The following is a 12,231-nucleotide window of genomic DNA, read 5'->3' on the forward strand; positions in this document are numbered from 1 at the left end:
AGATAGAAAAATGCCCAGCGGTATCAATACGAAACTGGGCACCTGTTAACAATAAAAGAAGCATTACTCCTATTACTGATTGTTATTCCATGCTTTATTGTCGTACTTGTCTCCATAAAAAGAAAGTCACCCCTTAAAAATTCCCGTTTAAGTTGCTGCTCACTTCCTAAGAAAACTGAGTCCTATCAAGCAGACTCAACCACATTCACAACTAAAGGGCTCGGCCCTGATAGTTTAATTCGCTGTGTAGCACTCAAATTAATGACTTCACCTACGGCATCAGCATGAATTGGCAACTCGGCTTGGTGTAAATCATACAGAATAGCCAATGAAATACTCGCGGGACGACCGAAATCAAAAATTTCATTCATGGCGGCCCGTATTGTCCGACCAGACATCAATACATCATCAATTAAAATAACATGACGGTCTTCTGTTGGAGGCAACACCGTCTGCTTTACTTTAGGGTGCAGCCCCATCCGAGAGAAATCATCTCGATAAAAAGTAATGTCTAAGGTAGCCAACGCTTCCTGAGTAGCTAATTGGGACAATATTCTTTCTGCCACCCAAACACCGCCGCTATGAATACCCACAACAATAGGGTTCGTTATCTGTTTTTTCTGGCAATGCTCAACCAAATTATCAGCCAGTGCGGACAAGGCTCTGTCAATATCCAAATTCATGTATTGGTTTACCCTTCTCTTCTAAAATATAGTTTATCATTATATGACCTTAAACCTAGCTAGGATTACTCAGATGGTGTCTCAAACCATGAGGTTAGTATCATTTGCGCAGCAATACCATCAACTGAGTTTTCTTTAAAATTGCGCGAGCCACCAGACTCAATCACAAAGCCCTTGGCTTCGTACGACGACAGCCTTTCATCCATTAAATAACGAGGTTTGCCAAAGCGTCCCTGAAGACGATTAGCAAACTTCTTAGCGCGTTGACACATTTCGTTTTCACTGCCATCCATATTTAATGGCAACCCAACCACAAACCCATCGGGCTGCCATTCCGTAACAAGTGCTTCAATGGTCTCCCAATTAGGAATGCCTTCTTTCGCTTTAATCGGATCTAACGGTCTTGCCGTACCAAGCCATGTTTGCCCAACAGCCACTCCGATCCGAGTGGTGCCAAAGTCGAACCCTAAAAACGTTTTAGATTCAACTGACGTCTTTTCATTCACTGCTTGAGAGCTAACCATTAACCATGTCCTACATCCGGTGATAAACGACACATATCAAACCCCAACACCCGTGTTGCAGCTGAAAACTGTAAGTCGCTTGGAGTGTTAAATAATACGTCTAAATCGGCCTCACATACTAGCCATTGATTTTGACTTATTTCCGATTCTAATTGCCCTGCATCCCAGCCCGAGCAGCCTAAAGCAATTAAAAAAGATTCCGGCCCTTTACCGTTTGCCAAGTCTTCAATAACGGAAAATGACGCCGACAATGACACCTCTGAAGTAACGGGTAGCTCATTTGGACAAGCCACTTCCCTAGAATGAAGAATAAACCCTCTTTCAGATTCAACAGGGCCGCCACTGTACAGAGGGACATCTAACATTTTAGGTGCAATCACCTCTAACTCTAAATGGGCCGCCAGCTCGGAAAATAACACCTCTGAAGGTCGGTTTATCGTGATGCCTAACGCGCCTTCCGGAGTATGCTCGCATAAATAAATGACCGTTTGTTGAAATTGTGGATCGCTCAACTGAGGCATGGAAATAAGGAAGTGATTTTTTAGAGACTCAAAAATAGTTTTCATAGACTAGTACCCTCTCTTAGACAAAATAGTTAAGCCACAGTGTTCTGGGCTAAAAGATAGAAGTTTTAATCGTGAAATAAATGAGCTGTGCGTGTGCAATGGTGTTCGTAATCAATGCTGTTACGGTAGACAGTCTGGTTGTCGCTTTTGGCGGCTTTATAAAGTTAACTCATTAATAACGCTTAATTAACTTTATATATCAATGCATACCAGAACCATCAGTATAGATAAGGTTCAACGTTTAACGAATAAAAAATAAAAACAAGTAACGTTAAAACAATGGTTTCAAACGATACAACCTGTACAAATTTGTTTCTCCTGTTTAAAATGACACTATTAACTTAGCATTGTTTTTTTCATAATTGAAAGTAAAAAATGGTAACAATGATAAATTTGTCTCAATGTAAATATTTCCATAGGCGTCAAGCATCTACTCACATGCTTGGGTGCTTAAGGCTGTCTCAATGGCAGACACATTACATTGCTGAGACGGTTGATTTACGCTACTTCTTCCATCACGGTTGGTCATCCTAGTTTTTTAAATAATGGGTTATTAGAAACAAACAGCGTCCCTAGACGCATTGAATTCAGTACACACCTACTATTTAAGAGACTATTTACCATGAACCTTAAAGCCGTTGATTACACATCCACTACCGCTAAAGAAGACTTTGTACGCTCACTTCATGAAACGGGCTTCGGAGTATTGAAGAACCACCCCATTTCAAAACAGTTAGTCAGTCACATTTATACCGATTGGCAAACTTTTTTTGACGCACCTGAGAAACAACGCTTTCTTTATAATAAAGATAAACAAGACGGTTATTTCCCTCCGAATGTCTCAGAAACCGCGAAAGGCAGCACAACAAAAGACATAAAAGAATACTTCCATTACTACCCTTGGGGACAATGCCCTGAGCAACATAAAGCGTTACTGGATCAATATTATCAAGAGTCTACGGCTTTGGCGGCTGAACTGCTGACTTGGGTGGAGGAATTCACACCATCAAAGGTAGCATCACTTTATTCACAGCCTTTATCTAGCATGATAGAAAAGTCAGACCAAACGTTATTAAGAGTATTGCATTATCCCCCATTAAAAGGCGATGAAGAATTAGGTGCAATACGAGCCGGTGCCCATGAAGACATCAATTTACTGACTATTTTACCTTCAGCGAATGAACCCGGTTTACAAGTAAAAGCCAAAGACGGACGTTGGATGGACGTTCCTTGTGATTTTGGTACCTTGATTGTCAATATAGGCGATATGCTGCAAGAAGCTTCTGGTGGTTATTTTCCATCAACGTCTCATCGTGTCATCAACCCTGATGGCGCGGACAAAACCAAATCTCGTATTTCCTTACCTTTATTCTTACACCCTAAGCCTGAAGTCGTGCTTTCAGAACGCCATACTGCTGGTTCTTATTTGCATGAACGTCTAGTCGAACTTGGTGTTATCTAGCGGCATAACAAACAAAAAGAAGGGGCGTCAACTTCGCCTCTTCTTTTTGCTATCCATTACAGATCGATGCCTTTCGATTGTAAAAAGTCATTAATCTCGATAATTTTGCCCGTATTAACCGACTCTTCTGCTGCGCTCCCCACAACAATGGACCAAAACCCTTCTTCAACCGTCGCGCTGTTGGTTTTTTTGCCTGCCATTTGATCAGCGAATGCCATATGCTCAAACCAAGTCGCACCGTTATGGCCCGAATCTTCAATTAGCTTAGGGTAACTCGGTTTAGAGGTCTTAGACGGGCGATATTGGCCACAGAACACTTCCATTTCGGTTCTTAAACGCTCACTTTCACCAAAGTCTTCCATTTCAGCCGCTTTCACACGACCCTCATCACCACAAATCACGATTTCCTCATGGAACATAGGCGCAAACATACATAGATTGAAACCCGCACGCACACCGTTTTCATACTCTATCGTCACAAAAGCATTGTCTAGAATATCGGACTTTTCGCCCTTAAACTCAAAATCGACAAAATTCGTCGATTGCGATCCAGTTGCATACACACGCAACGGACGGGATTCTGCGAATAAATTCAATAAATCAAAGTAATGGCAGCATTTTTCCACCAAAGTACCGCCAGAATATTTGGAAAACTTATTCCATTGGTTCACTTTATCCAAGAAAGGGATACGGTGCTCCAGAATGTTAATCATTTTAACATCGCCCACCGCTCGACGCTCTAACACTTCATGAATGGCTTCCGAATAAATCGATTTATAACGATATTGCAAACCAATCTGCAGAACAGAGCCGTACTCTTTGGCCATTTTAGTAATTTCATAAGCGTCTTCCAACTCTGTCGCCATGGGCTTTTCCATGAAGATAGGCTTACCGGATTTCATCGCCACTTTTAAAATGTCTAAATGGGTATAATTTGGCGTACAAATCATAATGCCGTCTATTTCAGGATCATTACACGCCGCTTCCAAGCTGTCATACACTATAAAATCTTCATCAGTGACTTTGGCAAACTCTTCTCGTGCCACGTTAATACTACGCTCATTGGTATCAAATACGCCATGTATGGCAGTACGTCCAACACGAGTCGCAACACGCATATGCTCCATACCGATCATGCCGCAACCTATTAAACTTACCCGAAACTCGGCCGGTGCTTTAGCGAAGAAGTGGCGCTCATTTTCGTTTAAATAGTGAAAGGCAGGGCCTGAATAACTGAATAGCTGGCCGTTTATTTTTTCTTTGCTCATGACGATGATTCCCGATAAACCTAAATAATGGATCTTAATAGGCTAACAATAGAAAAAGTCTCTCGTTATGTCTAATATATCTTTCAGCATAGCTTAATATAAAAAACATATTAAGCACGCATCCATTTGCCTACTATTATCTAAGCTTACTAAACCACGTCTCCTCCCCCATAAAAGCACGGCTTTTGGACGTCGTTGATAAGCACCTAGAATCATTAGACCATTACACACCTACGCCACAACATCAAAAGCATGACAAGAAAACCAAGGGGATTTTTTTTGAATGTTAGGGACAACAGATTCTGTCAATATTTGCTTGATACTGGCTTCAATTTTAGCTGGAATCGATCCCATTTCAGAACCTCGGTAAACGAGATAGAGGGTACGAGCATGTCGACTGGAATCCAGTTCAAAAAGGTGCACTTGATCGAGACTATGAATACTTTGTGCGACACACAATGAACTTAAAATCCCCCACCCATGACCATCTCTAACGAAATTCATTAAGGTGTGAGTGTCATCCGTTTCAAACCGAACGTCTGTCATCAAGCTCATCCGTCTAAGAGCGAGCTCACTTAACGTCCCAATACTGGTATTTTTACCAAATTTTATAAGTGGCTTATTTTTAGCCAATGTGTGTACATTCACTCGCCCCTTAGCATCAAACGCTAAGGTTTTTAGATAACTTTCAGGAACAGCAATAACTAAAGGGTCACGAAACAGCTCCCATTGACTATAGGCATCTAATTCCAATAACGGATCATCTGAAACTAGAATATCGATATCTCGATTCAACAATTGTTCGACCAAAGTGGATGTATTGCCACTTTTCAACATGATTTGCTCTGTGGATTCACACAGCTCTGTTATCAGCAAACTACCGAACACTTCTGAGCATGAGGTCACCAGTCCCAGACGACACTGAAGTGCTATTTGATTGGATGCATCACGCACTAAGCCATTCAGTCGTGTTAACTCGCCAATAATGACATCCGCCTTTTGCTTCAATGCTCTTCCCGCCATGGTCAGTTGCACCGGCTTTTTACGTCTAACAATAAGCTCAGTACCAAGTTGACTCTCCAGCTGGCGCAGACATTGGGAAATCGCTGGCTGAGTCACTTTTAACTTCTGTGCAGCCTCAGTAATGGAATTTGACTCCGCTAAAATCACAAAAGTATGTAACTGGTTCGTATCTAAAAGGGCATGGCTAGTCATAAATTAATCTTATGAAAATAATTAAATTCACTTAATTATAAACAAAAAAATAGAATTTTTTATAAAAACCTAGAAAATCCTTGATAGCGTCATTCAACAACACTAAACAGCGTAACTTTTAACGCGCAGGCGAGGCAGATATGATTTTTCCACAATATGATGGTGGCTGTGGCTGGTACGAAGTATTACCAAAACCAGAAGAAGTCACCCCACTCACTTCGGATTTGACCGTGCATACCGCAATAATTGGTGGGGGATTTGTCGGTATGGCTGCCGCCCACAGATTGGCGGAACTCTTACCTGATAAGCAATTCGTTTTACTTGATGCTCTTAGAATAGGACAAGGTGCATCTGGCCGGAACTCGGGCTTTGTCATTGACCAACCACATAAACGTGACCTTGAATTATCATCAGATGAAAATAAGCGTCACCTGCTGCATTTAAACCGTCTTGCGATTCAGTTTTTAGAGCAAAAAATTGCCGCATTCCAAATTGATTGCCAATGGTCAAGGGCTGGAAAATATCAAGGTGCCGTCGGACCTCGAGGGGAAGCCTTTTTAGATCATTATGAAACACTGTTAAAAGGCTTTGGAGAGAATTATTCCCGTTTAAGTAAGCAGGAAAGAGAATCCACCTTTGGCACAAGCTATTATTCCGAAGCCATCTACACACCGGGTGGGACCTTAATGCAGCCGGCAGCCTTAATGCGGGGCTTAGCGAGAAATCTACCAGAAAATGTTCGTTTAGCTGAGCATACACCGGTGTCAGAAATAAATAAGGAAGCATCTGGCTATATACTGATCACCCCAAACGGTCGTGTTCGTTGTCAGAAAGTAATCCTCGCGAATAATATTTTTGCGCAAGAATTTGGTTTCCTGAAAGATCGCATTTTACCTATTATGACGTTCGCTAGTATGACAGCACCTTTAACAGATACCCAGATGCAAGCCTACGGCGGCCAGTTAGACTGGGGAATTACGCCTGCCGATCATGGGGGAACCACATTACGCATGACTCAAGACAAGCGCATTATTATTCGTAATTCATACCGATATGCTCATGACTACAATACACCTCAAGATATTTTACCGACAGTAAAACAACGTCATAGAAAAAGTTTCGATGCTCGTTACCCTCATCTAAAGGAGGTTGCTTTCGCCTATACTTGGGGTGGAGCCAGTGCTCTATCTCGTAATTTTGAAACCTTCTTTGGCGAGCTACAGGATGGTATTTTTAGTGCAAATTGCGACCAGAGCGTGGGAGCAGCAAGAGGCACTGTCTCAGGTCTTATGCTAGCGGAAAAAGTAGCGGCGACTAACAGCCCAGATTTGGCCATTATAGAAAAGGTGTCAGGAAACCCATCTAAGTTGCCACCAAAAGCGTTAATGAGAATTGGCGTACCAGCACGATTAGAATATGAACGTTTCATCAGTCGCTCCGAGTTTTAAAACCGCCCATTTCCTCTTTGTTACAAAAAAGTAGGTTAGTCAACTAGCCTGCTTTTTTGCCCTTCTATACATAACAATCAACGCACACTTGATGTAACCTATTATGTTAAGCCACGTACACACAACACAGAATAAAACGATGGGAAAGTAATAAGGAAAGGGAGGAATAAAATCAGGACAACTAGACAACTAGGGAGATACTGAAAAATGACTCAATTTGAACGAGATTAAACCACAGTATAAGCCGATCAAATTGAGTCTAATTACTACTTTTCTGCTAACAGCTCTTTCCAGTTACCCGGGTAGACAGCGTAAAAAATACTCGCTTTTTTGCCTTCATAACAGAGCTCAGTTCCATTTGGAATCCAGAGGACATCCCCTGCCTTTCCTTCCACTGGGCCAGCGTTTGTTTGCAACCTAAAAACGCCATCGATGACATAAACTACTTCATCGTATAAAACAGTCCAAGCAACAGAGCAAGCATCAAAATGCGCGATTCCAGCCCCCATACTCGAACTCATTTCTGTTGACACAGCACGTCCGACTTGAGCCATCCCAGGAGGCCCTCCTCGATGGTTAAACTGAATGTTTTCTCCTTTGATTAAGGTCACTTTACTCATAAAAACTCTCTTTATTGCTCTATATTAAGAAACCGACGACGATCTATTTTCAGCGACTCTATCTAACCATTGCTGCCGCTCAGAGGTTACGTTTCCAGCTAAGGCGAACCCCATCACTTTGTCATCAACAAGATACAAAGCACGTATACCATTACCCTCTTTTGTTACTTGCCAGTGACCTTGAGTATGTATCGGAGGCGTCAATAAGGTTAGTGGCAAAACCGGCGTTTTCACCATTACTGGCATCAGTGGATACTGAGCCATAGTTGGCTTAGCCAATAAACAATTTGCCAATGCACGGATGCCATAGTTGATAGGTGCAATATAAGGGAGTACTTGCCCTTGTATCTCGGCACAATCACCAATCGCATAAACATCTGGAACACTTGTTCTCAAGCCGCCATTGACAATAATCCCCAGATTACAATCAATACCAGCACTTTGCGCCAATTGAGTCCGTGCTTTTAAACCCACCGCCGACATAATAAAATCCGTTGTCAGGGTTTCACCATTAGTCAAGGTTAATAGGTAGCCTTGCCCCTTCCTCTCAATTCTTTCAACGCTGGTGTTCAGGTACCAATCGGTTCCAATTTCGCTTAAATTTGCTTGTAGTTGTTCCCCAATGTCCTTTGGAATCAGTCGATCCATAGGCCAGTCTGATAACCCCACTACCGACACCTTGTAGCCATTTGCGCACAGGTCATTCGCAAATTCACATCCAATTAGGCCATTTCCAATAACAGTAATGTGTTTTTTATCTGCAATGGCTTCTCTAAAGTGATGGTAATCAAGCAAGTTATTAACACTCATCACATCACCACTGGCATCACCTTGAAAAGAGAGCTGTATGGGTTGAGCACCTTGAGCTAACACTAGCTTGCTGTAGGTTTGCTCTCCATAACTACTGGTCACCAACTTCTTCTGAGTATCGATATGGGTAATCTGACAGTGACCATAAATACGTACATTTAAACGCGCTTCCACTTGCAACAGAGTTTCTGTTACCAGCCCTTTTGCATCAAGCCCACGTGCAAAAGCGTTTGAAAGCCCAGGTTTCGAATAATTACTGCCGTCATCCGTTGTAAATAAAACAATATTCGCATCTGGAGAGCGTTCACGAATGGCTTGAGCCAAGTTATAACCAGCATAACCCGTACCAATAATTACGATAGGAGGTGTCGCTAGAGGCAAATTCACCGGTATTGATGACTCAGCCTGCGTATGACTTACTTCTATCATCTCAAAATCGGCTTTACCTACACCGCATTCTGGGCACAACCAATCATCAGGAATATCCTGCCAGCGAGTACCTGGTGCAATTCCATCCGATGGCCAGCCTTTGGCTTCGTCATAGATCCAACCACAAATAATACATAGCCATTTTTTCATGTCTCTCTCCTAATGCTCAGCAAGAACAACTCACAGCGTCGTTATCGATTTTCAGCCGTGACTCGTATCGCCACATTTTTTGTATTTACATAGCTATAAAGCGCTTCCTGACCTTTTTCACGGCCAAAGCCAGATAAACCTATGCCTCCAAATGGCGTTTCAATACCTCCGGCATACCATTCATTAACGAATACTTGACCCGCTTTTAATGCTCGACTAGCGCGTATCGCACGAGTTAAGTCATGCGTAAACACACCGGCAACCAATCCAAATTGAGTTGCATTTGCGAGCTGCCATGCCTCTTCTTCACTTTCAAAAGGAGTAATAGCTAATACTGGACCAAATACTTCGTCTGTAAACAGGCTCATATCAGGCGCCACATCAGCAAACACGGTGGCTTCTACAAAATAACCCGCACGGTCAGGAGCCTTACCACCGCAAACAAGGCGAGCACCTTGAGTTTCAGCCTGCTGACATATGTCCAGTATTTGCTGCTGCTGTTGTAATGACACTACAGGCGTTAAATCGGCATTATCCATGCCGGCACCGATAGATAAGTCTTGTGCCAATGCGGCTACTTTCTCTACCACTTCAGCGTAACGGTCTTTATGCACCAATAAACGCGACATAGCAGAACACACTTGTCCGGCATTAAAAAAGATGCCCCAACGAACACTTTCCAGCACTTCATCAATGTCCGCATCTTGAAAGACGACAGCCGCCGATTTTCCACCTAACTCCATGACACTCGGAGTGGCATGTTCCGCAGCTGCTTTTAAAATACTCTGCCCTGTTGCCACTGAACCAGTAAAGACAATTTGATTGACTTGCGGATGCGCTACCAAAGCAGCTCCAATTTCCCTTCCCGGACCACTCAAAATACTTAACGCGCCATTCGGTAATCCAGCTCGAGTGCACGCTGTTGCCAGCCAAGTCATCGCTAAAGGCGTAATTTCAGGCGATTTTACAATCACCGCATTACCAGCCGCTAACGCAGGAGCCAATGAACGAGCACAAATATCCACGGGGAAATTCCATGGAACAATTTGAGCCGAGATGCCAACAGGTTCATAGTAGGTAAAATCAACATAATCTTTACCTAAGGGAATCGACTTACCTTCAATTTTATCCGCCATTCCCGCGTAATATTCAAAGTAACGTGCAGCAATCAAAAACTCTTCTGTTGCATCACTCAAAGACTTTCCATTCTCTTGACACAGCAATGGTGCGGCTTCTTCTGCAATTAGACGAATTTCTGTCGCAATCCGGTACATTAATTCAGCCCGTTGAGCAGGTCGACAGTCAGTCAATACGCCAGATTCCACACACGCTCTCGCGGCTGAAATAGCACGTTCAACATCGCTTTTTGTCGCACACGCTATCGTAGCGAATACTTCCCCTGTGGCCGGATTATAGATTTGAGTACTTTCTTTCGCATCCACCCATTCGCCGGCGATAAAGTTATGCCAATGTGTATTTGTAGTAGTCGTCATAATATGTTCACCCCTAGGGATTTTGGGGTGAACATCACCCCAATACGCTCTGAATTGTTAAGAAGATTTTTCGCTGCTGTTCAAATATTGATTAGAGACCCATTGATGGAAATGGTGGGTAGGTCCATCTAGCACAGGAGAAAAAACGCCCCCTTGGAAAGCGGGTGATTTACGCCCATTTTGCATACCTTCTACAGCAAAAATATCTTCTTGGAAGACGACTTTCCAACTTTCTAAGACAGCGGTTCGACAAGCCGCATACTTGTCTCCAATAGCCTCATCACCAACATAAGCTAGCTCAAGTTTTTCCAGTGTTTTATTGTGCGCTTGAGGGTGCAAAATAATTGAAAATACGTGGTCAGCTTGCACTCCCAGTAGGATATTTGGATACAGAGACACGTACTCAGCTTGACGAATTTTATCCTGCGGCCAATCTTTAAACTGAGGCAGACTGGTGCCAGCCACATCAGACAAACTGTAGGTGTAGCTGCCCTGCCCTGATGCATCATCATTAACAATCAAATTATAATGCTGATCTAAAGGAGAATATGAGTTCAAACTTGGGTGTACCCATGGCAAGTGGTATGACTCACAATAGTTTTCAACGGCTAATTTCCAATTTGAATTCACCGTTAATGCCATAGTGCTTCCTGTTGGAGCAACTCTTACTTGATCAAATCCACCCGCCCCAGTAAATACCTCCCAACGGCTTACAAGCGGTTGAATAAAGTCTTCAAAATCAACGGCATCACCAGATAGATTAATAAAAACAATACCATTCCAAACCGCAGCACGGATTTCTTTTAATCCATGTTTTTCACATACAAAACCTTCCGCTTTATGCTTACCTACACCGCCAATATGAGGCGTTCCTTTAAGGTTACCGTCGAGATCATATGTCCAAGAATGGTAAGGACAACGAACCATACCTTCTACTTCTGTTTCTTCTCTCAATAACACCATACCGCGGTGGCTACAAATATTATGAAATACTTTTAGTTCACCGGATCGATTGCGCATAACAGCCAAAGGCAATCCCATAAAATCGACAGGTTTAGCAAAACCATTTTTTGGAAGCTCACTGGCAAATACCAAACCTGCCCAAGTCTTTCCAAGTACTTGATCTCTCTCAAACTCAAATAATTGAGGATCATCGTACGCTGCGTTGGGCATGCCTTTGGCTTGATGAATGGGTTGATGGACAGCATTTAGATCGGCAACTGAAATACGGTTTTGCTGAATTGTTTTCACCTTGACACCTCGAGTAAATAGGCGCTTTGCAAGAGCGCGTTTGTTATTGTTTTACAGGTCTGTTTACGAGGTAAATATTACTGACGAAAAAGCATCCTCAACAAACGACTTTTACGCTAGAAACCCATGACAAAAACTCATTAACTTTTTTATTCGATGAATAGGCACAGCACACGATAAAATTTCTATTGATATTAAAAAGGGTAAGTAAAAGCGTTCGTCAATAAAGCCGTCGTCGATAATGTCAACAATCGATGAGCTTTCATAATGAGCTCGTGAGTTTTTATCGTTTTACTTAACGATGAACTACTC

11 protein-coding genes are annotated in these 12,231 nt (G+C 42.6%); 2 read left to right on the top strand and 9 right to left on the bottom strand.

The annotated features are described in order from the left end of the window. Window positions 1–185: 185 nt before the first annotated feature. The 3 genes from pyrR to IEZ33_RS19135 form a co-directional block, all read right to left on the bottom strand. The gene (gene pyrR, locus IEZ33_RS19125; RefSeq protein WP_191601573.1) at window positions 186–683 is read right to left on the bottom strand and encodes a bifunctional pyr operon transcriptional regulator/uracil phosphoribosyltransferase PyrR; all 498 of its coding nucleotides are present in this window, start codon (window positions 681–683) and stop codon (window positions 186–188) included. A gap of 65 nt (window positions 684–748) precedes the next feature. Continuing rightward, complete coding sequence (gene ruvX / locus IEZ33_RS19130; RefSeq protein ID WP_191601574.1) at window positions 749–1,207, bottom strand: Holliday junction resolvase RuvX; 459 nt, start codon at window positions 1,205–1,207, stop codon at window positions 749–751. Continuing rightward, window positions 1,207–1,773: a YqgE/AlgH family protein gene (locus IEZ33_RS19135; RefSeq protein WP_191601575.1), complete on the bottom strand. Its 567-nt coding sequence runs from the start codon at window positions 1,771–1,773 to the stop codon at window positions 1,207–1,209. Before IEZ33_RS19135 ends, ruvX begins: the two co-directional genes overlap by 1 nt. Before the next feature lie 622 nt (window positions 1,774–2,395). Between IEZ33_RS19135 and IEZ33_RS19140 the strand changes: the two genes are divergently transcribed. Beyond that, window positions 2,396–3,235, top strand: coding sequence for an isopenicillin N synthase family dioxygenase (locus IEZ33_RS19140; protein ID WP_191601576.1), 840 nt, complete (start codon window positions 2,396–2,398; stop codon window positions 3,233–3,235). Window positions 3,236–3,291: 56 nt separating this feature from the next. On the opposite strand, the gene IEZ33_RS19145 is transcribed toward IEZ33_RS19140, so the two are convergent. Both IEZ33_RS19145 and IEZ33_RS19150 read right to left on the bottom strand, forming a co-directional pair. Then, window positions 3,292–4,503, bottom strand: a complete 1,212-nt coding sequence (locus IEZ33_RS19145; RefSeq protein ID WP_191601577.1) for a Gfo/Idh/MocA family protein — start codon at window positions 4,501–4,503, stop codon at window positions 3,292–3,294. A gap of 231 nt (window positions 4,504–4,734) precedes the next feature. Further along, the gene (locus tag IEZ33_RS19150; RefSeq protein WP_191601578.1) at window positions 4,735–5,718 is read right to left on the bottom strand and encodes a LysR family transcriptional regulator; all 984 of its coding nucleotides are present in this window, start codon (window positions 5,716–5,718) and stop codon (window positions 4,735–4,737) included. 140 nt (window positions 5,719–5,858) lie between these two features. Here IEZ33_RS19150 and IEZ33_RS19155 point away from each other — a divergent pair, with 140 nt between their 5' ends. Next, the gene (locus IEZ33_RS19155; protein WP_191601579.1) at window positions 5,859–7,166 is read left to right on the top strand and encodes an NAD(P)/FAD-dependent oxidoreductase; all 1,308 of its coding nucleotides are present in this window, start codon (window positions 5,859–5,861) and stop codon (window positions 7,164–7,166) included. 266 nt (window positions 7,167–7,432) lie between these two features. Here IEZ33_RS19155 and IEZ33_RS19160 read toward each other — a convergent pair whose 3' ends face one another. From IEZ33_RS19160 to IEZ33_RS19175, 4 genes are read right to left on the bottom strand one after another with little or no spacing between them, the layout of a single operon-like run. Continuing rightward, window positions 7,433–7,786 carry a cupin domain-containing protein gene (locus IEZ33_RS19160; RefSeq protein WP_191601580.1) on the bottom strand — a complete coding sequence of 118 codons (354 nt, stop codon included), beginning with the start codon at window positions 7,784–7,786 and terminating at the stop codon, window positions 7,433–7,435. A gap of 24 nt (window positions 7,787–7,810) precedes the next feature. Next, window positions 7,811–9,175, bottom strand: coding sequence for an FAD-dependent oxidoreductase (locus tag IEZ33_RS19165; protein WP_191601581.1), 1,365 nt, complete (start codon window positions 9,173–9,175; stop codon window positions 7,811–7,813). A gap of 41 nt (window positions 9,176–9,216) precedes the next feature. Beyond that, the gene (locus tag IEZ33_RS19170; RefSeq protein ID WP_191601582.1) at window positions 9,217–10,668 is read right to left on the bottom strand and encodes an aldehyde dehydrogenase family protein; all 1,452 of its coding nucleotides are present in this window, start codon (window positions 10,666–10,668) and stop codon (window positions 9,217–9,219) included. 57 nt (window positions 10,669–10,725) lie between these two features. Next, window positions 10,726–11,919, bottom strand: coding sequence for an aromatic ring-hydroxylating oxygenase subunit alpha (locus IEZ33_RS19175; RefSeq protein ID WP_240009577.1), 1,194 nt, complete (start codon window positions 11,917–11,919; stop codon window positions 10,726–10,728). Window positions 11,920–12,231 lie beyond the last annotated feature (312 nt).

The sequence above is a fragment of the Marinomonas algicola genome (genome assembly GCF_014805825.1).
In the GTDB taxonomy this organism is placed as follows: domain Bacteria; phylum Pseudomonadota; class Gammaproteobacteria; order Pseudomonadales; family Marinomonadaceae; genus Marinomonas; species Marinomonas algicola.